22 protein-coding genes are annotated in these 19,741 nt (G+C 36.5%); all 22 read left to right on the forward strand.

The window, feature by feature from the left end:
• Positions 1–94 precede the first annotated feature (94 nt).
• The 22 genes from der (at position 95) to lhaT (ending at position 19,720) form a co-directional block, all read left to right on the forward strand.
• Positions 95–1,405 carry a ribosome biogenesis GTPase Der gene (der, locus tag BGI23_RS07645; RefSeq protein WP_001125893.1) on the forward strand — a complete coding sequence of 437 codons (1,311 nt, stop codon included), beginning with the start codon at positions 95–97 and terminating at the stop codon, positions 1,403–1,405.
• Positions 1,406–1,423: 18 nt separating this feature from the next.
• Entirely contained in the window at positions 1,424–2,446 is a 1,023-nt protein-coding gene (locus tag BGI23_RS07650; RefSeq protein ID WP_048551571.1) for an NAD(P)H-dependent glycerol-3-phosphate dehydrogenase, read from the forward strand.
• Positions 2,447–2,561: 115 nt separating this feature from the next.
• Positions 2,562–2,813, forward strand: a complete 252-nt coding sequence (locus BGI23_RS07655) for a stage VI sporulation protein F (RefSeq protein ID WP_000369754.1) — start codon at positions 2,562–2,564, stop codon at positions 2,811–2,813.
• Positions 2,814–3,080: 267 nt separating this feature from the next.
• Complete coding sequence (locus tag BGI23_RS07660) at positions 3,081–3,284, forward strand: DUF2768 domain-containing protein (RefSeq protein ID WP_001288998.1); 204 nt, start codon at positions 3,081–3,083, stop codon at positions 3,282–3,284.
• A 48-nt stretch (positions 3,285–3,332) separates the two neighbouring features.
• A complete protein-coding gene (locus BGI23_RS07665; protein WP_070805615.1) occupies positions 3,333–4,046 on the forward strand; it encodes a hypothetical protein in 714 nt (237 codons plus the stop codon).
• A 242-nt stretch (positions 4,047–4,288) separates the two neighbouring features.
• The gene (gene spoIVA / locus BGI23_RS07670; RefSeq protein WP_000416519.1) at positions 4,289–5,767 is read left to right on the forward strand and encodes a stage IV sporulation protein A; all 1,479 of its coding nucleotides are present in this window, start codon (positions 4,289–4,291) and stop codon (positions 5,765–5,767) included.
• Between the two features lie 297 nt (positions 5,768–6,064).
• A complete protein-coding gene (locus BGI23_RS07675; RefSeq protein WP_001043860.1) occupies positions 6,065–6,337 on the forward strand; it encodes an HU family DNA-binding protein in 273 nt (90 codons plus the stop codon).
• A 120-nt stretch (positions 6,338–6,457) separates the two neighbouring features.
• A complete protein-coding gene (folE, locus tag BGI23_RS07680; RefSeq protein ID WP_001151482.1) occupies positions 6,458–7,027 on the forward strand; it encodes a GTP cyclohydrolase I FolE in 570 nt (189 codons plus the stop codon).
• 212 nt (positions 7,028–7,239) lie between these two features.
• A complete protein-coding gene (locus tag BGI23_RS07685) occupies positions 7,240–7,989 on the forward strand; it encodes a heptaprenyl diphosphate synthase component 1 (protein WP_041184091.1) in 750 nt (249 codons plus the stop codon).
• Between the two features lie 29 nt (positions 7,990–8,018).
• Positions 8,019–8,732 carry a 2-heptaprenyl-1,4-naphthoquinone methyltransferase gene (gene menG / locus BGI23_RS07690; RefSeq protein ID WP_001187667.1) on the forward strand — a complete coding sequence of 238 codons (714 nt, stop codon included), beginning with the start codon at positions 8,019–8,021 and terminating at the stop codon, positions 8,730–8,732.
• 31 nt (positions 8,733–8,763) lie between these two features.
• On the forward strand, positions 8,764–9,726 hold the full coding sequence (gene hepT / locus BGI23_RS07695) for a heptaprenyl diphosphate synthase component II (protein WP_000776082.1): 963 nt from the start codon (positions 8,764–8,766) through the stop codon (positions 9,724–9,726).
• A gap of 124 nt (positions 9,727–9,850) precedes the next feature.
• Positions 9,851–10,297 carry a nucleoside-diphosphate kinase gene (gene ndk, locus BGI23_RS07700; RefSeq protein WP_000415885.1) on the forward strand — a complete coding sequence of 149 codons (447 nt, stop codon included), beginning with the start codon at positions 9,851–9,853 and terminating at the stop codon, positions 10,295–10,297.
• Positions 10,298–10,567: 270 nt separating this feature from the next.
• On the forward strand, positions 10,568–11,740 hold the full coding sequence (aroC, locus tag BGI23_RS07705) for a chorismate synthase (RefSeq protein ID WP_001269362.1): 1,173 nt from the start codon (positions 10,568–10,570) through the stop codon (positions 11,738–11,740).
• Positions 11,740–12,825: a 3-dehydroquinate synthase gene (gene aroB, locus BGI23_RS07710; protein WP_070805616.1), complete on the forward strand. Its 1,086-nt coding sequence runs from the start codon at positions 11,740–11,742 to the stop codon at positions 12,823–12,825. Before aroC ends, aroB begins: the two co-directional genes overlap by 1 nt.
• Before the next feature lie 120 nt (positions 12,826–12,945).
• Complete coding sequence (gene hisC, locus BGI23_RS07715) at positions 12,946–14,058, forward strand: histidinol-phosphate transaminase (protein WP_070805617.1); 1,113 nt, start codon at positions 12,946–12,948, stop codon at positions 14,056–14,058.
• A gap of 336 nt (positions 14,059–14,394) precedes the next feature.
• Positions 14,395–15,657 carry a tetratricopeptide repeat protein gene (locus tag BGI23_RS07720; RefSeq protein ID WP_048557432.1) on the forward strand — a complete coding sequence of 421 codons (1,263 nt, stop codon included), beginning with the start codon at positions 14,395–14,397 and terminating at the stop codon, positions 15,655–15,657.
• 73 nt (positions 15,658–15,730) lie between these two features.
• Positions 15,731–16,267 carry a ReoY family proteolytic degradation factor gene (locus tag BGI23_RS07725; protein ID WP_001095923.1) on the forward strand — a complete coding sequence of 179 codons (537 nt, stop codon included), beginning with the start codon at positions 15,731–15,733 and terminating at the stop codon, positions 16,265–16,267.
• 154 nt (positions 16,268–16,421) lie between these two features.
• Positions 16,422–16,880, forward strand: a complete 459-nt coding sequence (locus tag BGI23_RS07730; protein ID WP_000871301.1) for a YpiF family protein — start codon at positions 16,422–16,424, stop codon at positions 16,878–16,880.
• A gap of 140 nt (positions 16,881–17,020) precedes the next feature.
• Entirely contained in the window at positions 17,021–17,533 is a 513-nt protein-coding gene (gene qcrA, locus BGI23_RS07735; protein ID WP_001290418.1) for a menaquinol-cytochrome c reductase iron-sulfur subunit, read from the forward strand.
• Positions 17,534–18,208: a menaquinol-cytochrome c reductase cytochrome b subunit gene (gene qcrB / locus BGI23_RS07740; protein ID WP_000932700.1), complete on the forward strand. Its 675-nt coding sequence runs from the start codon at positions 17,534–17,536 to the stop codon at positions 18,206–18,208.
• A gap of 43 nt (positions 18,209–18,251) precedes the next feature.
• The gene (gene qcrC / locus BGI23_RS07745; protein ID WP_000554606.1) at positions 18,252–19,019 is read left to right on the forward strand and encodes a menaquinol-cytochrome c reductase cytochrome b/c subunit; all 768 of its coding nucleotides are present in this window, start codon (positions 18,252–18,254) and stop codon (positions 19,017–19,019) included.
• Positions 19,020–19,129: 110 nt separating this feature from the next.
• Positions 19,130–19,720 (forward strand): lipoprotein heptaprenylglyceryl N-acetyltransferase LhaT, encoded by a 591-nt coding sequence (gene lhaT / locus BGI23_RS07750; protein ID WP_157441028.1) that lies wholly within the window; start codon positions 19,130–19,132, stop codon positions 19,718–19,720.
• Positions 19,721–19,741 lie beyond the last annotated feature (21 nt).

Raw genomic sequence — 19,741 nt, forward strand, 5'->3', positions numbered from 1 at the left:
TACGTTGAGAAATATTCTGGAATGCAAATCCCTTCTTGCACAAAGAAGGGTTTTTTACATAATAAACAGAAGCAAGTTGAAAGGATGAAAGTATATGCCGAAACCAGTAATAGCAATAGTAGGCCGCCCGAACGTAGGGAAATCTACTATTTTCAATAGAATTGTTGGAGAGAGAGTTTCAATCGTAGAAGATATTCCAGGTGTAACGCGCGATCGTATTTATAGCGCTGGAGAATGGTTAAATCATGAATTTAACATTATTGATACAGGTGGAATTGATATTGGAGACGAGCCATTTTTGACACAAATTCGTCAACAAGCTGAAGTGGCAATTGATGAAGCGGATGTTATCATTTTTATGACAAATGGTCGTGACGGTGTAACAGCAGCTGATGAAGAAGTTGCAAAAATATTATATCGTTCAAATAAACCGGTTGTACTTGCAGTAAATAAAGTGGACAATCCGGAAATGCGCAGTGATATTTATGATTTCTATGCATTAGGATTTGGTGAGCCATTCCCAATTTCAGGTACACACGGATTAGGGTTAGGTGACTTATTAGACGAAGCTGCACAGCATTTTCCAAAGATTGAAGAAGACGGATATGATGAAGATACAATTCGTTTCTCTTTAATTGGACGTCCAAACGTAGGGAAATCATCACTTGTAAATGCTCTTCTTGGTCAAGAGCGTGTAATTGTTAGTAATGTAGCAGGAACAACTCGTGATGCGGTCGATACACCATATAGTAAAGATGGGAAAGATTATGTAATTATCGATACAGCTGGTATGCGTAAAAAAGGGAAAGTGTATGAAAGTACAGAAAAGTATAGTGTACTTCGTGCACTAAGAGCGATTGAACGTTCTGACGTTGTTTTAGTCGTTTTAGACGGTGAAGAAGGAATTATTGAACAAGATAAAAAAATCGCTGGATACGCTCATGATTCAGGGCGAGCTGTCGTTATCGTTGTTAACAAATGGGACGCAGTGAAAAAAGACGAGAAAACAATGAAAGCATTTGAAGAAAACATTCGTGCTCATTTCCAATTTTTAGAGTACGCACCGATTGTATTCTTATCTGCAAAAACGAGAAAACGTACACAAACGCTAATACCGGTTATCGATGAGGTAAATGAAAGTCATAGTATCCGTATTCAAACGAACGTATTAAATGATGTAATTATGGATGCGGTAGCGATGAATCCAACGCCAACGCATAACGGTAGTCGTCTGAAGATTTTCTATGCAACACAAGTTGCGGTAAAACCACCAACATTTGTTGTGTTTGTAAACGATCCAGAACTATTGCATTTCTCATATGAGCGTTTCTTAAAGAATCGTTTACGTGAATCATTCGGCTTTGTGGGAACGCCGATTCACATTATCGCTAGAGCAAGAGACTAATGGAGAGGATGTGATTTTATGACAAAAATCACAGTAGTTGGAGCAGGTAGCTGGGGAACAGCGTTAGCGATGGTATTAGCTGACAATGGGCATGATGTACGTATTTGGGGAAATCGTTCTGAACTTATGGATGAGATTAATACAAAACATGAGAATAGTCGATATCTTCCGGGAATTACATTGCCAAGCACAATCGTAGCCTACTCTTCTTTAGAAGAAGCATTAGTAGATGTAAATGTAGTATTGCTTGTAGTACCAACGAAAGCGTATAGAGAAGTACTACAAGATATGAAGAAATATGTATCGGGTCCGACTACTTGGATTCATGCAAGTAAAGGAATTGAACCTGGTACGTCAAAACGTATTTCGGAAGTGATTGAGGAAGAAATTCCAGAGGACTTGATTAAAGATGTTGTTGTACTGTCTGGACCGAGTCATGCTGAAGAAGTTGGGTTACGTCAGGCGACAACTGTTACGTCTGCAGCAAAGCGTATGGAAGCGGCTGAGGAAGTACAAGATTTGTTTATGAATAGTTACTTCCGTGTATACACAAATCCAGATATCGTTGGAGTTGAACTTGGTGGTGCGTTAAAAAATATTATCGCATTAGCTGCTGGGATAACTGATGGTCTTGGATTAGGTGATAATGCGAAAGCGGCATTAATGACGCGTGGTTTAACGGAGATTGCTCGTTTAGGAAGAAAAATGGGTGGAAATCCGTTAACGTTTGCTGGTCTAACTGGTATGGGAGACTTAATTGTAACTTGTACAAGTGTCCATAGCCGAAATTGGCGTGCTGGGAATTTGCTTGGAAAAGGACACTCTTTAGAAGAAGTGTTAGAAAGTATGGGTATGGTTGTCGAAGGTGTAAGAACAACGAAAGCTGCGCATGAGTTGGCAGAGAAAATGGAAGTGGAAATGCCGATTACAGCTGCTTTATATGACGTCTTATTCAATGGGAATAATGTAAAAGATGCAGTGGGCTCATTAATGGGGCGTGTTCGAAAACATGAAGTGGAAGCTATACCTGACTTACTTTAAAGAAAAGCGACAGAAGTACAATTGTACTTCTGTCGCTTTTTATTTTTTTGGGTCTTTTCACCATTTTTTTATTTTTGCATAGGATGAAGAGTAACTTGAGGAGAGGGTGAAAAGAATGGATAACAACATTTTTAATAACATTGAAAAAGAAGCGAAAGTGAATAAAGAAGATATTTTTAAATTAGCATCATCTGTACAAAATGCGAATTTACGTGATGAGACTGTACTTCGTCAATTGATTCATCAAGTGGCTCTTATGGCAGGACGTGAGGTGCCGAAAGAACAAGAGGATCAAATTGTAAAAGCGATTATTAACAATAATATGCCGACAGATTTTGGCTCGTTAAGCAAAATGTTTAAAAAATAAAATATGAGAAACAAAGAGTTTGTAAATTGCATATGATAGCCATGAAAGTATGGGAATAGAGCTGTTTTGGGCATATTTGGTCAACCGAAGCGAGAGGTATGCTTGCTTCGGTTTTATTTTTATCTAGACTGGTGGAAAATGTTGAAAAACCTATTGATTAAAACTACATATTCTCGATTTGTAGTAAAATGTTCTTTTTTGTATTTGTTTAAAGATTTTAATTTGTTAAAATAGTATAAAAATAGATTAATAAAAAGGGGTGTGTATATGTCGGAAGGGCTTATAAAAATGTGGTTTGCTTTAGGAGCAATTGGATTTATGTTTTTTGCAGTAAGTTTTATTTTACTAAGCAGATATAAAATAAAGAATAAAGTTTTGAAAGGGATTACAGCATTGGTAGCGTACACCCTCATGATTGTGTCAGGAATTGTTATTTTTCTTGTTGTATTTAGTGGTCCTGTACAGCAGTAAAGGGCATGGTACGGAGCGAGTTATATTAGTATGAAAAGGTGATTACTAGTGAAAAAAGTCCATATTATTTTAATATTTTGTTGTATGAGCATTTTAACAGGATGTCTGTATCCAAAAGAAAATATGAAACAAAATGCTGTTCCTTATGAAGATCAGCTACAAGTCGTTCAAAAAGCTGTTGTGACATTTAAGGAGCAAAATGACGGGATATTGCCAATTAAGACGCGGGATATGAATACGCCTATTTATCAAAAATATCCAATCGATTTTCAAAAGATTTCTCCGCGTTACATACAAGAAGCACCAGGGAATGCCTATGAAAGCGGGGGAGTATATCAATACGTATTAATAGACGTTGAAACAAACCCAACAGTAAAGTTAATTGATGTTAGGATGGCTGAACAAATTCAGCAATTATCATTAAAGCTTAGGATGTATCGAGATGAACATCAATATCCACCTTTTAAAAAGGTAATTTCAGATGGTGTGTATGAATTAGATTTCAGAAAACTTGGATATAAAGATGTACCGCAAGTGACAAGTCCGTATTCTGGTAAAGGCCTTCCTTTTGTAATTAATGAGAAGGGAGAAATTTATGTTGATTATAGAATCGACTTATATGAAGCGTTGAAAAAAAATGAAGGGCAATTTAAGGAGGGAGAAGATATTCGAAATATCCTTTCGAAAGATTCTCCGTTTGTACCTGCGTATTCTTTACCGTATACGGTAAAGAATGGAGAACCAATTTTTTTAAAATCATAAGTCATGAACCTTTCTTTTAGTGAATAAGTTCTAGAAGAAAGGTTTTTTATGTTACACAACTTGCGATGCAAACAAAAGGTATTTTTTAATAGTCATATGAAATTGGACAAAATTATATGATATATTGTCCGAACTTCTAGAATACCATTATATTATATCAGATATTATAGGCAACGTTAGAGAAGGTATTAGTTGACTATAAACGTGGAATTATTCCCAAAAATATTGAGGGAGGGAATCAATTGGAAAAGGTAGATATTTTTAAAGATATTGCGGAACGCACAGGCGGTGATATTTATTTTGGAGTTGTAGGAGCTGTTCGAACAGGGAAATCAACATTCATTAAAAAATTTATGGAACTTGTAGTTATTCCTAATATTGAAAATGAGTCTGACCGTCAAAGGGCGCAGGATGAACTACCTCAAAGTGCTGCTGGCCGTACAATTATGACGACGGAACCGAAATTTGTTCCAAACCAAGCGGTTTCTATCGAAGTAGATGAAGGTCTTGAAGTGAATATTCGATTAGTAGATTGCGTCGGATATACTGTTCCAGGAGCAAAAGGTTATGAAGATGAGAATGGCCCGCGCATGATTAATACTCCTTGGTATGAAGAGCCTATTCCATTCCATGAAGCTGCAGAAATCGGAACACGTAAAGTAATTCAAGAACATTCAACAATTGGTGTTGTAATTACAACAGATGGAACGATTGGTGAAATTCCAAGAAGAGATTATATAGAGGCAGAAGAACGCGTCGTAAATGAGCTAAAAGAAGTCGGAAAACCTTTCATTATGATCATTAACACTGTACAGCCGTATCATCCAGATACAGAGCAATTGCGCCAAAGCTTATCTGAAGAATATGATATCCCAGTCATTGCGATGAGTGTTGAAAGTTTAAGAGAAACAGATGTATACAATGTACTTCGAGAGGCGTTATTCGAGTTCCCTGTTTTAGAAGTGAATGTGAACCTTCCGAGCTGGGTAATGGTACTAAATGAAGGGCATTGGTTACGCCAAAGTTATCAAGAAGCCGTTCAAGAGACTGTGAAGGATATAAAACGTCTTCGTGATGTAGACCGTGTCGTATGGCAGTTTAGTCAGTATGAATTTATTGATCGAGCGAGCCTAGCTGGCATTGATATGGGGCAAGGCGTAGCAGAGATTGATTTATATGCACCAGATGAATTATATGATCAAATTTTAAAAGAAGTAGTAGGAGTAGAAATTCGAGGGAAAGATCATTTATTGAAGCTTATGCTCGATTTATCTCATGCGAAAATAGAGTACGATCAAGTGGCGGATGCTCTGCGTATGGTCAAACAAACAGGATATGGTGTAGCGGCGCCTGCGTTAGCTGACATGAGTTTAGATGAACCAGAAATTATTCGTCACGGTTCAAGATTTGGTGTGAAATTAAAAGCTGTAGCTCCATCTATTCATATGATTAAAGTAGATGTGGAGTCTACGTTTGAGCCAATCATTGGTACGGAAAAACAAAGTGAAGAACTAGTTCGTTACTTAATGCAAGATTTTGAAGATGATCCATTATCAATTTGGAATTCTGATATATTTGGACGTTCACTGAGTTCTATTGTTCGGGAAGGCATTCAAGCGAAACTATCTTTAATGCCAGAAAATGCGAGATATAAATTAAAAGAAACGCTAGAAAGAATTATTAATGAAGGATCTGGCGGATTAATTGCGATTATATTATAAGAAAAAATCCCTCTCATCGTAGAGGGATTTTTTAATTTTCGCATATAGAATAGGAAAATAAACAGCTATTATCTAATATATTGTTGTAAATTGTCAAGTTTCATCAGATTTTCACATTTTAAGAGTAACAATTTCCTTAAAAATATTGAATTATAAAGGAGAATCGTATAATATAGGCGTTGATAATGATTTATCTACATCTTTGTAGTATAGAATTTGCAAAAATTGCCTACAAATGAAAGTAAGACTCATTTTATGATCATTATACAGTCTTATCTTTGGGAGGAGGTGAATGGCATGAACAAGACAGATTTAATCAATGCTGTTGCAGAAGCAAGTTCCCTTTCTAAAAAGGACGCAACAAAAGCAGTAGACGCTGTTTTTGATTCTATCTTAGAAGCTTTAAAACAAGGTGATAAAGTACAACTGATCGGATTCGGTAACTTCGAAGTTCGTGAGCGTGCGGCTCGTAAAGGTCGTAACCCACAAACAGGTGAGGAGATTGAAATCGCTGCAAGTAAAGTACCTGCATTCAAACCTGGTAAAGCATTAAAAGATGCGGTTAAATAATCCTTACATATTAACAGGGAAGAAGAGTTTCCTTTTTGGAAACTCTTCTTTTTGCTTTTAAAAACATAAATATGCTAGAATGTGTTCGTATCACTTTTAGGTTTTCGGGAGGGCTAGCGGATGGCAAAAGTTAATTTAGAACAAATTGAACATGCAGTACGCCTTATTTTAGAGGCAATTGGAGATGATCCTAATCGAGAGGGAGTACTTGATACACCAAAGCGTGTTGCAAAAATGTACGCAGAAGTGTTCTCAGGTATGCATGAAGATCCGAAAGAACATTTACACAAAGTGTTCGGAGAAGATCATGAGGAGCTTGTACTAGTAAAAGATATACCGTTTTATTCGATGTGTGAGCATCATTTAGTTCCATTCTATGGAGTTGCTCACGTTGCATATATTCCGCAAGGCGGAAAAGTGACAGGGTTAAGTAAATTAGCTCGTACTGTAGATACAATTGCACGTCGTCCACAACTGCAAGAACGTATTACATCAACAGTAGCGAACTCTATTATGGAAGTACTAGAGCCGCATGGTGTAATGGTAGTAGTAGAAGCGGAACATATGTGTATGACGATGCGCGGTGTGAAAAAGCCAGGTGCAAAAACAGTAACAACAGCAGTACGTGGTGTGCTAGAAAATGATGCTGCAGCACGTAGTGAAATTTTATCTTTTATTAAAACGAAGTAAAGAAAAGTGGGAAACTGCTTTTCTTTTTTTTTTTTGTAAATAAATGATATAGTTTTAGCGAGGCAGAGTGAGAATAGAAAGATTACTTAAAAGAATAGAAGATGTTATGTAGTTCGGTAGAAGTTTGGAAAGAGTAGCCAAGTTTTGGTTATAGAAAATAGAGTGTATGTGTTATAATAAGTTTTATGAATTAGAAAACAAGGGTGATTTTTGTGTGTGACATCTACGGAGGGTATGCGGGTATAAGAGAGAAATTGATGGTGAAATTACGCCATCCTTATTTTATAAACTATATTGAAGAACCATTTATTGATGAAGAGAAAATCGCATTGTTATATGGTGCTTTAAAAGGTGCAAATTTACATATAGAACAAATTGAGCATTATGTAGTGACGATTATGCTTGTGCAAATTGCGCTTGATACACATGAAAGAGTATCAAATAAAGCAGGGGAAGAAGCGAATGAATCGCATAAGCGTCGCCAGTTAACAGTGCTTGCTGGTGATTACTATAGCGGGTTATATTATTACTTATTGTCTATGAATCGTGATATTGTTTTAATTCGTGCGCTTGCTGAAGGAATTAAAGAAATTAATGAACACAAAATAATGTTATATCAAAAAGCGCATAAAACGGTGGATGACATAATGGAAAGTGTAGTAATGATTGAGTCTGCACTGTTGCAAAAAACATGTGATCATTTTCATTTAGCGCATTGGAAGCCGTTTATAACGTATGTACTAGGAAAAAATCGTCTCCAAAAAGAATGTGAACTACATGTTAATAAACAACATTCACCTGTTTTTCAAGCTGTTCAAGGGATTGTGAACGATAAAGCAGATGCAGAAACAGTTATGAATGGATGGATGATGAAACTTGGAAAGAAAGAAAATCAATTTTTAGAAAATCACACAGATATAAGCGAAATAAACTCTGTGTTAAGAGATACATCGAAGACATAAGCAATTTTACATTGGAAGAAGGTACGAGCATGCAACAATCAAAAGAAGAAAGAGTACATGATGTATTTGAGAAAATCTCTGATAAATACGATGTGATGAATTCTGTAATTAGTTTTCAAAGACATAAAGCGTGGCGCAAAGAGACGATGCGCATTATGGATGTAAAACCAGGTAGTAAAGCGCTTGATGTATGTTGCGGAACAGCGGACTGGACAATTGCGCTAGCTGGAGCGGTGGGTGAACAGGGCAAGGTTGTTGGTTTAGACTTCAGCGAAAATATGTTATCTGTTGGTAAGCAAAAGGTAGAGGCGTTACAACTAAAACAAGTAGAACTTCTGCACGGGAATGCAATGGAACTTCCATTTGAAGATAACACGTTTGATTATGTAACGATTGGATTTGGTTTACGTAATGTACCGGATTATATGCACGTATTAAAAGAAATGACGCGTGTAGTAAAACCAGGTGGAAAAGTAATTTGTTTAGAAACATCTCAACCAACAATGATTGGTTTTCGACAAGGTTATATTTTATACTTTAAATATATCATGCCGTTATTTGGAAAGTTATTTGCGAAAAGTTATAAAGAATATTCATGGCTACAAGAATCTGCTAGTACATTCCCAGGTATGAAAGAATTGGCTAATATGTTCGAAAAAGCTGGACTTGAACGTGTGCAAGTGAAGCCATTTACTTTTGGGGTAGCAGCGATGCATTTAGGCATGAAACCAGAATCAAAATAGAAAAAAGAAGTTTTAGGTTAAGGTGAACAATATGAAGTTACAACTTATGTACTCTTTTTTACGATCGGATATTAATGTGATAGAAAAAGAATTAAAAAAGACAGTTGCTTCTGAACAGCCATTAGTAGAAGAGGCGGCATTACAACTTATTGAAGCTGGTGGGAAGCGAATTCGTCCTGTATTTGTGTTGCTTGCGGGGAAATTTGGAGATTATAAGTTAGATGCAATTAAGCATGTAGCTGTTGCGTTAGAACTTATTCATATGGCTTCTCTTGTTCACGATGATGTTATTGATGCTGCGTTTTTACGACGTGGTAGTGCAACTGTGAATGCGAAATGGGGAGATCGTATTGCAATGTATACAGGGGACTATTTATTCGCTAAGTCTCTTGAATGTATAACGAATATTGAAATTCCAGAGGCGCATCAGGCGCTATCGCATACCATTTTAGAAGTTTGTAAAGGTGAAATCGAACAAATTAAAGATAAGTATAACTATGACCAAAATTTAAGAACATATTTAAGAAGAATAAAGCGAAAAACCGCTTTATTAATTGCTGCAAGTTGCCAACTAGGAGCGATTGCTGCTGGCGCTAATCGTGATACGGTAAGCCGTCTGTTTTGGTATGGCTATTTCGTAGGGATGTCGTATCAAATTATTGATGACATTTTAGACTTCGTTTCTACAGAAGAGAAACTTGGAAAACCTGCTGGGGGCGATTTATTGCAAGGAAACATTACGCTTCCTGCCTTATATGCTATGGAAGATCCAATCCTTTGTAAGAAAATCAGATCTGTACATGAAAATACAACAGCGGACGAAATGAAAGAAATTATTGAAGCTGTAAAAAATAGTGCTGCTATTGATAAAGCATTTGCGTTTAGTGAACGTTATTTACATAAAGCATTAGAAATGATAAAACCACTCCCACGTGGACAAGCAAAGTATGCATTACAAAATGTAGCAAAGTATATTGGAAAACGAAAATTTTAGTGTTTTTTCTAAAAAATAAAATAATCTCTCTATTTCAAAACTATTGCACAATTGTGATAAGGGTGTTAATATGTGTGTGGGGATATACAATTACATACATAATTCAGAAGTGGAGAGATTTTTTATGGAAAAAACATTTCTAATGGTTAAACCAGACGGTGTACAACGTGCCTTCATTGGGGAAATTGTAGCTCGTTTTGAGAAGAAGGGCTTTCAATTAGTTGGTGCAAAATTAATGCAAGTCACTCCAGAAATCGCTGGACAACACTATGCTGAGCACACAGAAAAACCTTTCTTTGGTGAATTAGTAGACTTTATTACATCTGGTCCTGTATTCGCAATGGTATGGCAAGGTGAAGGTGTAGTAGATACAGCTCGTAACATGATGGGTAAAACAAGACCACATGAAGCAGCTCCTGGAACAATTCGTGGAGATTTCGGTGTAACTGTTGCAAAAAACATTATCCATGGTTCTGATTCGTTAGAAAGTGCAGAGCGCGAGATTGCTATTTTCTTTAAAGAAGAAGAATTAGTTGACTACTCAAAATTAATGAATGAATGGATTTACTAATTATTTTGAAATAATTTGTAAACGCTTTAATCACTGTGATAATAGTAGAAAGTGCAAGGAGAATAGGGGTATTCTTCTTGCACTTTTTTTATTTCTATTAGTTACGAAGTTAGAGCTGTTATGATATATTGATATGTAAAGTAAAGGCCTATCGGAGAATAAGCGAATGGCTGATGTATGAATAACTCTTTCATATTTTTAGAGTAATGAAAGATAAAATTATTACTTAATATAGCGAGATAAATACATATACGAAAAGAGGAATAACGTATGCGATATATTACAGCTGGTGAGTCTCATGGTCCACAACTTACAACGATTATAGAAGGTGTTCCAGCCGGACTACCATTAGTAGCGGATGATATAAATGAAGAGTTAGCTAGAAGGCAAAAGGGATATGGGCGTGGTAGACGCATGCAAATTGAAACAGATCAAGTGCAAATTGTAAGTGGTGTTAGGCATGGAGAGACATTAGGTTCTCCAATTGCACTTGTTGTTGAAAACCGTGATTTTGCACATTGGACAAAAATTATGGGTGCAGAGCCGTTAACGGAACAAGAAGAAAAAGAAATGAAAAGGAAAGTAACAAAACCAAGACCTGGACATGCTGATTTAAATGGTGCGATTAAATATGGTCATAGAGATATGAGAAATGTACTGGAACGCTCTTCGGCACGCGAAACGACAGTACGTGTTGCTGCTGGTGCGGTTGCAAAAAAAGTGTTAGCGGAACTTGGTATTGCAGTAGCAGGCCATGTAATTGAAATTGGCGGTGTACAGGCTAAAGAGACTACGTATCGTTCAATTGAAGAATTAAAAAGTATTACAGAAGCATCACCTGTACGCTGTTTAGATGAAGAAGCTGGTAATCAAATGATAAAAGCAATTGATGATGCGAAATCAAATGGTGATTCAATCGGTGGCATCGTGGAAGTAATTGTGGAAGGAATGCCAATTGGAGTAGGCAGCTATGTGCATTATGATCGAAAACTAGATGCAAAATTAGCAGCCGCAATAATGAGCATTAATGCCTTTAAAGGGGTCGAGATTGGAATTGGTTTTGAAGCAGCACATAGACCGGGTAGCGAAGTTCATGATGAAATTTTGTGGGATGAAGAGCATGGATATACAAGAAGAACAAATAACGCGGGTGGTTTAGAAGGTGGTATGACGACTGGAATGCCAATTGTTGTGCGCGGAGTGATGAAACCGATACCTACACTATATAAACCTCTGCAAAGTGTCGATATTGATACGAAAGAGCCTTTTACAGCAAGTATTGAACGTTCAGATAGTTGTGCTGTTCCAGCAGCTAGTGTCGTTGCGGAAGCGGTTGTAGCTTGGGAATTAGCGACAGCTTTAATAGAACAATTCGGATTAGATCGTATGGACCTTATTCGTGAAAATATTGAGAAACATAATGAATATGCGAGGGGATTTTAATGGGAAACATACATATTCAAACGAAATCAAAAGAATATGATGTATATGTAGGAAAAGAATCGTTGTCACATTTGACAACAATCGTTCAAAACATGCAGCCATCTGTATCAAATATTATGATCATTTCAGATGAAGCTGTTGCATCTTTACATTTACAGACAGTTGTAGACGCGTTGCAAATAGATCAAAAAGTATTTTCATTCGTTGTACCGAGTGGTGAAAAAGAGAAGTCCTTTGAAAATTTCTATGCGGCTCATACGTCAGCTCTTGAAAATAAATTAGATAGAAATTCTTTAATTGTTGCACTTGGAGGTGGGATGATTGGAGATTTAGCTGGTTTTGTTGCTGCGTCGTTTATGCGTGGAATTCGCTTTGTTCAAGTTCCGACTACTTTATTAGCTCACGATAGCGCGGTAGGTGGGAAAGTAGCAATCAATCATCCGTTAGGTAAAAATATGATAGGTGCATTCCATCAACCGGAAGCAGTTGTATATCATACGCCGTTTTTACAGTCTCTTCCTGAAAAAGAGTGGCGCTCGGGTTATGCAGAAGTGATAAAACATGCTCTAATTGGTGATGTAAACCTATATCATTGGCTAAAAGAAGAAGTGCAAACATTAGCAGATCTTCGTGATGAGAAATTAATCCACATATTAACGAAGGCAATTCCTGTAAAGGCAAACATTGTAGCACAAGATGAAACAGAAAAAGGTGTACGTGCACATTTAAACTTTGGGCATACGTTAGGCCATGCTCTTGAAAAAGAACTAGGATACGGAAATATTACTCACGGTGACGGAGTGGCGGTTGGAATGTTATTTGCTATATTCTTAAGTGAGCAAGTGTATAAGGTTAATCTTGCTTATGAAGAGATGAAGCAGTGGTTTTTAAAGTACGGTTATCCAAAAATGCCACGTGATTTGAATGTAGAACGCCTCGTCGGGTTGATGAAACAAGATAAGAAAGCGAATGCTGGAGCAATACATATGGTACTTATGCAGGAATATGGGGTAGTGAATGTCGTATCTATTCCAGATGAGACTGTTCATATTGCGTTAGAGGCATTTCAAAAGGATATGGTTTAAGAGCTAAGGAGTGCTTGTTTCAAGGTGTCCTCGTAATAGTGACGGTTAAGATAAACGATTGCAGTGAGAGATTATAACCTCATTGTAATCGAATTGAATAAAACGACTGGGGGAAGAAAAATGAGAGTAAAAGAACAATTGTTAACTTTGAGAGCATATGTACCTGGGAAAAATATTGAAGAAGTAAAAAGGGAATATGGATTATCAAAAATTGTGAAATTAGCATCGAACGAAAATCCATTCGGTTGCTCAGCACGTGTAACAGAAGCATTAACTTCTTTAACGAGTCAATACGCTCTTTATCCAGATGGACATGCCTTTGAACTTCGGACACAAGTAGCAAAACATTTAGGTGTTAAAGCGGAACAACTGTTATTTGGTAGTGGATTAGATGAAGTTATTCAAATGATTAGTCGTGCGTTACTACACGAAGGAACAAACGTTGTAATGGCGAATCCAACATTCTCACAATACCATCACCATGCTGTTATTGAAGGAGCAGAAGTTCGTGAAGTACCACTTAAAGATGGCGTTCACGATTTAGATGCGATGTTACAGCAAGTAGATGATCAAACGAAGATTGTATGGATTTGTAATCCGAATAATCCGACAGGTACATATGTAGAGAAACAAAAATTACTTTCATTTTTAGAATCAGTTCCTAAGTCAGCGCTCGTTATTATGGACGAGGCATATTATGAATATGCGGGAGCAGAAGACTATCCGCAAACGTTACCACTTCTTGAAAAGTATGAAAATCTTATGGTATTACGTACGTTTTCAAAAGCATATGGTCTAGCTGCTTTTCGTATCGGATATGCAGTTGGTAATACGGAGTTAATCGGGCAGCTAGAAGTAGCAAGGTTACCATTTAATACATCGACTGTAGCGCAATCTGTAGCACTTGCTGCATTAGAAGATCAAGCATTTTTACAAGAATGTGTGAAAAAGAATGAAGAAGGATTACATCAATATTACGCATTTTGTAAGGAATATAACGTATTCTATTATCCATCTCAAACAAATTTCATTTTCTTAAAACTCGGTATTCCTGGTAATGAAGCTTTCGAACGATTAATGAAGAAAGGCTATATCGTTCGTTCTGGTGCTGCATTTGGTATACATGATGGCATTCGTATTACTGTCGGTTTGAAAGAAGAAAATGATGAAATTATAGAGTTACTGAAAGAACTTGTAAATGAGCAAGTACAGAAAGAGGAAACATATTCTTAAGAGATTGTGAAGGCTCCTATTAGAGGAGTCTTTTTTATCGCATTAAAAAAGTTGAAGTTTGGTAATTAAGTTGTTCTGTAAATCAAGATTGGTATGGCTCGATAATTAGTGGGAGAAGTTATTTGCACGGTCATAAAAGAAAGCGGTACAATAGAAGAAGGTAAGAAGGTAAGAAGGTAAGAAGGTAAGAAGGTATCGGTATCATATCCGAACCTTTTGAACAATTAACTACTCTGTAAGAAGAAGCATGCACATTGTAAAGGTTGCGTTCTAACAATGAGTTGCTTATGATAAATGAACAGAAAAGAATATTTTTTAGAATTAAAGGAGACGTTTATGCAAAAGTTTGAACAAGCTGTTTCATATATTGAAAATGGTGAAGCGGAAAAAGGATTACAATTATTAAAAGAACAATTAAAAATTGCGAATGATGAAGAGAAGTATGATATCGCTCGCTATTATCATACACTTGGATTTACGGATGAAGCGTTAGCTATTACAGAAGACTTACGTTTATTGTATCCAGAGGAAAGTGAATTCACTGTATTTTTAGCAGAATTATATATTGATCTAGACAAAGAAGATGAAGCAATTGAAGTGCTTCATGATATTCCAGAAAATGATGATTTATATGTTCAATCATTATTACTAGTTGCGGATTTATTCCAAATGCAAGGTTTTGATGATGTAGCAGAACAAAAACTATTAAAGGCGAAAGAAATGATGCCTGACGAGCCTGTCATTACGTTTGGATTAGCAGAGTTATATAGTAGTAAAGGTGAAGAACAAAAAGCAATCACTTATTATGAGTCGCTATTAGCGGAACATAAAGTAATGGGTGGTGTTGTCATTGCGCTACGCCTTGGAGAAACGTTAAGCGCGATTGGAAATTGGGAAGAGGCGATTTCTTACTACGAAGCAGGTTTAGAGGAACAAAAAGATATTCACTCATTATTTGGGTATGCCTTCACGTTATACCAAGGTGAAGAATACCAAAGAGCAATTGGTGCTTGGCAAGAACTGAAAGAATTAGATCCTGAGTATGCATCGCTTTACATGTATTTAGCGAAAAGCTATGAAAAAGAAGGGATGTTTCAGGAAAGCTATGAAACACTTCATGAAGGAATTAAAGTAGATGAGCTTTCTGTACCATTTTATGTAGAGTTAGCAAACATTGCGGCGAAATTAGGGAAAATTGCGGAAGCAGAGGAAGTACTTCAAAAAGCGCTTGAGTTAGATCCAGGACATTTAGGTGCAACATTAAAATATGCGTACATCTTAAAGGAACAAGAAAAATATGAAGAGTTAATCGCTGTTGTAGAGCGTGCAATTGATAGCGGAGAACCAGATACACAACTACTTTGGGATCTTGCATTTGCAAAAAAACAATTAGAAATGTATTCGGATGCATTAAAACACTATGAAAGTGCATATACTTCTTTTAAGAATCATCCAGACTTCTTGGAAGAGTACGGTTATTTCTTATTGGAAGAAGGTATGCGAAAAGAGGCGAAAGAAGTATTTACTCAGTTAATACAACTAGACCCGACACAAATTCATATTGAAGAATTGTTATATAATTTAGAGGATTTTTCATAAGTTGGAAGGAAACTGAATGCCGCTTCTTGAATCTAAAAAGAAAAGAGAAAGACAGAGGAGGGACTTAATTGCTATGAATACCCCTGTTTCTGTAAACGAGAAGAAGGATTTTGTAAAATGGTTTTTGAATAATTACCAACTGAAACAGCGTGAATGTGTATGGATTTTGAATTATTTAATGAGTCACGACCAATTGATGCATAAAGTCCACTTCGTAGAGCATGCAAAATATTGTCCGCGTGGCTTAGTAATGTCCGCGAATTGTGTAAAAGATACACCGTTTCACTTTTTTAAACAAAATGTTATGACAACAGATGCTGAAAAATCGTTTCATGATATTCGTTTAAATCGAGATGAGGATATTTATATTCAACTCAATTTTAAATCATCGTTTCAAAATGCCAATTACGTAGCTGTATTAGAAGAAAACCCGTATTTACCAAAGCACATTGAAGTAAATGAAAAAGATCGTTTACTTGCAGAAAGATTTTTAGAAGAAAGTGTATTTTCTTTTAGAAGAGAACGTCTTTTGAAACAAATTGATGAAGCGCTGGATAAGCAAGATAAGGAAGCGTTTCATAGGTTAACAGCGGAGTTAAAGATGTTATAGAATTCATTTGGATTCATAAAATTTTACAAATTTCAGACTTTTTCAAGAAAAACTACCTTAATATAGGTAGTTTTTCTTTTTTTACCTCTTTTAGTATGGTTTAATATATATAAAGTGAAAGTTCTGTCATTTATAGGTGGGGGAGGGAAGACATTTGAAATGGATTGTAAAAGATGTGGAACAGTTTGAGCAAGCAAGAGAATATGTAGATACAGGTATTATACCACTTTTATCAATTTCGGCAGCGAAAGAAATGAAAACGGTAGTAGAACAAGGTGAATTTATTGAACTGTTGAGTATGGAGTTGGAAAGAGAATATAAAGGAAGAGTCCTTTTATTACCTGCATTTACGTATTTAGTAGAAAGTCAAAAAAATGAAAAAGGTCGTTTGCAAGAATGGACAAATCATTTACAAAAGCAAGGTTTTAAGCATATTGCTTATGTTACAAGTGATTTTTCATGGAAAGAAGATATGCAAGAATTGCAGGGAGATTTATTTTGGTTTCCTTCATTAGCGTTAGAACAATTTAGTGATCAAGCGAAAAGAGAAGTGATTCATGCACATATAAAAAATATAATGGTAATGTTAGAAGAAAAATGGGGAAAACAATAATAAACAGAAAGTTCTTATTATTATGAGTAGTATGATATTGACCTGTGCATGAGCGTATTATATCATGATAGTGTCCTAGTTTTTATTTTTTATATAATTTATCACGAGGGGACAATTTCTGATAGAGGGGGGAAATTTTCGTGAGCGAGAAAGAACATCGTGTGTCAAGAAGACAGTTTTTAAATTACACTCTTACAGGGGTAGGAGGCTTTATGGCAGCGGGTATTTTAATGCCGATGACGCGATTTGCGCTTGATCCGGTGTTAAGAAAAGAAGCGGGAACGGATATGGTTGCTGTTGCACAAGTAAAGGATATTACAACAGAGCCGAAACGTTTCGATTTTAAGGTGAAGCAGGTTGATGGTTGGTACAAGTCCGAAGAGCCAAAATCAGCTTGGGTTCATAAAGATGAAAGCGGAGACATTGTTGCGTTCTCTCCAGTATGTAAACATTTAGGATGTACAGTGAACTGGAATTCGGACAAAGCACATCCGAATCAATTCTTTTGTCCATGTCACGGGGGCCGTTACACAAAAGACGGGATAAATATTAAAGGCACGCCGCCCCTTGCTCCACTTGATGTATACGAATCTAAAGTGAAAGATGGAACGCTGTACCTAGGAAAAGCGAAGCCAAGAGGGGGTGCAAAGTAGATGCTAAATAAAATTTATGATTGGGTAGATGAAAGGTTAGATATTACACCAATATGGCGTGATATCGCTGATCATGAAGTACCTGAACATGTAAACCCGGCACATCACTTTTCTGCATTCGTTTATTGCTTTGGCGGACTTACCTTTTTCGTTACTGTAATTCAAATTTTATCTGGAATGTTTTTGACGATGTATTATGTGCCTGATATTAAAAATGCTTGGGAATCGGTTTATTATTTGCAAAATGAAGTTGCATATGGGCAAATTGTTCGTGGTATGCACCACTGGGGTGCTAGTCTCGTAATTGTAATGATGTTTTTACATACACTTAGAGTTTTCTTCCAGGGTGCGTATAAAAAGCCTCGTGAGCTAAACTGGATTGTTGGTGTTCTTATTTTCTTTGTTATGTTAGGTCTTGGTTTTACCGGATATTTATTACCGTGGGATATGAAAGCGTTATTTGCTACGAAAGTAGGGATTCAAATTGCAGAGCAAACGCCGCTTATTGGTCCTTACATTAAAACATTACTCGCTGGTCATTCCGAAATTGTTGGCGCTCAAACATTAACTCGCTTCTTTGCTATTCACGTCTTCTTCTTACCAGCAGCACTTCTAGGTTTAATGGCCTTCCACTTCATCATGATTCGCAAACAAGGTATTTCCGGTCCGCTATAAGAGATTGCTAAATTAAAGGGGAAAGAACTAAAGGAGGGAGATTATGCATCGCGGCAAAGGGATGAAGTTTGTAGGAGATTCTCGGGTACCAGTAGCTCGGAAACCAAATATTCCAAAAGACTATTCGGAATACCCAGGGAAAACAGAAGCATTTTGGCCGAACTTCTTGTTAAAAGAATGGATGGTTGGTGCAGTTTTTTTAATCGGTTATTTATGTTTAACAGTGGCACATCCGTCACCGCTTGAAAGAATGGCGGATCCAACTGATGCTGGGTATATACCACTTCCAGATTGGTATTTCTTATTCTTGTATCAGTTATTAAAGTATTCTTATGCTTCTGGCTCATTTACTGTAATTGGAGCGTTCATTATGCCAGGGATTGCGTTTGGCGCATTACTGTTAGCTCCATTTCTTGATCGAGGCCCAGAAAGACGCCCATTGAAGCGTCCTGTAGCAACGGGATTTATGCTTTTAGCAGTTGCATCGATTATCTTTTTAACTTGGGAATCTGTAGCACACCACGACTGGGAAGCTGCAAAAAAACAAGGAGCAATTGTAAAAACAGCACCAGTTGATAAAAATGATGACGGTTATAAATTAATGCAAAAAAATACTTGTTTAACATGTCACGGTGACAATTTACAGGGCGGCGCAGCAGCACCAGCACTGCAAAACTTAACTTTAAAGCCAGAAGAAATTGCTAAAATTGCGAAAGAGGGAAAAGGTTCCATGCCTAAAGGTGTATTTAAAGGTACAGATGAGGAACTGAAGAAGCTTTCGGAATTCGTTGCAAAATATAATAAAAAATAATAAAAAGCTGACTACAAAATTTGTAGTCAGCTTTTTATTTTGATGATAGAAAGTTTACTATATAATAGAGTAGAGTTTGATGAAAGAATGAAAGGTGTTGGACATACAGCTTGGTTTACTTGTATGCAATGTTAAGGCAACGCTCTGTATTATTATTTTTATTAGTTGTTAACATATTAGGTACAATATACGGATTTATATGGTATGGAAATCAATTAAAAGAAACTTCACCTATATTTTGGCCGTTTGTACCCGATAGTCCTATGGCAAGTCTCTTTTTTGTCTTTGTTTTAATCGCTTTTTTAATAAAGAGAAATTGGGGATTAATAGAGGCGCTAGCGATTGTTACTTTAATAAAATATGGTATATGGGCTGTTGTTGTAAATGGGGTTATGATCTATGTAAAAGGTCCTATTGGCCTTATCGGGTATATGTTAATGCTTTCGCATTTTGCGATGGCAGTACAAGCAGTGCTATATGCACCGTTTTACCGTATAAAAAAATGGCATTTTGCGGTAGCCGCTATATGGACATTACATAATGATGCAATTGATTATTTGTTCTGGCAAATGCCGAGATACGGAATTATGCATTTGTTTGTAGGAGAAATTGGTTATTTTACGTTTTGGCTAAGTATTGCTGTGCTATGTATTACATATTATTATTGCTTACGCGAGAATCGAAAACAGTTTTCTTTATGATAGTTAGAATATGTAGGGGGA

This window comes from Bacillus sp. ABP14 (assembly GCF_001831375.1).
GTDB classification, from domain to species: Bacteria; Bacillota; Bacilli; order Bacillales; family Bacillaceae_G; genus Bacillus_A; species Bacillus_A paranthracis.

Coding starts and splice junctions, on each gene's coding strand:
- der (WP_001125893.1), top strand. CDS start 95: ATGCCGAAACCAGTAATAGCAATAGTAGGCCGCCCGAACGTAGGGAAA.
- BGI23_RS07650 (WP_048551571.1), top strand. CDS start 1,424: ATGACAAAAATCACAGTAGTTGGAGCAGGTAGCTGGGGAACAGCGTTA.
- BGI23_RS07655 (WP_000369754.1), top strand. CDS start 2,562: ATGGATAACAACATTTTTAATAACATTGAAAAAGAAGCGAAAGTGAAT.
- BGI23_RS07660 (WP_001288998.1), top strand. CDS start 3,081: ATGTCGGAAGGGCTTATAAAAATGTGGTTTGCTTTAGGAGCAATTGGA.
- BGI23_RS07675 (WP_001043860.1), top strand. CDS start 6,065: ATGAACAAGACAGATTTAATCAATGCTGTTGCAGAAGCAAGTTCCCTT.
- folE (WP_001151482.1), top strand. CDS start 6,458: ATGGCAAAAGTTAATTTAGAACAAATTGAACATGCAGTACGCCTTATT.
- menG (WP_001187667.1), top strand. CDS start 8,019: ATGCAACAATCAAAAGAAGAAAGAGTACATGATGTATTTGAGAAAATC.
- hepT (WP_000776082.1), top strand. CDS start 8,764: ATGAAGTTACAACTTATGTACTCTTTTTTACGATCGGATATTAATGTG.
- ndk (WP_000415885.1), top strand. CDS start 9,851: ATGGAAAAAACATTTCTAATGGTTAAACCAGACGGTGTACAACGTGCC.
- aroC (WP_001269362.1), top strand. CDS start 10,568: ATGCGATATATTACAGCTGGTGAGTCTCATGGTCCACAACTTACAACG.
- aroB (WP_070805616.1), top strand. CDS start 11,740: ATGGGAAACATACATATTCAAACGAAATCAAAAGAATATGATGTATAT.
- hisC (WP_070805617.1), top strand. CDS start 12,946: ATGAGAGTAAAAGAACAATTGTTAACTTTGAGAGCATATGTACCTGGG.
- BGI23_RS07720 (WP_048557432.1), top strand. CDS start 14,395: ATGCAAAAGTTTGAACAAGCTGTTTCATATATTGAAAATGGTGAAGCG.
- BGI23_RS07725 (WP_001095923.1), top strand. CDS start 15,731: ATGAATACCCCTGTTTCTGTAAACGAGAAGAAGGATTTTGTAAAATGG.
- qcrB (WP_000932700.1), top strand. CDS start 17,534: ATGCTAAATAAAATTTATGATTGGGTAGATGAAAGGTTAGATATTACA.
- qcrC (WP_000554606.1), top strand. CDS start 18,252: ATGCATCGCGGCAAAGGGATGAAGTTTGTAGGAGATTCTCGGGTACCA.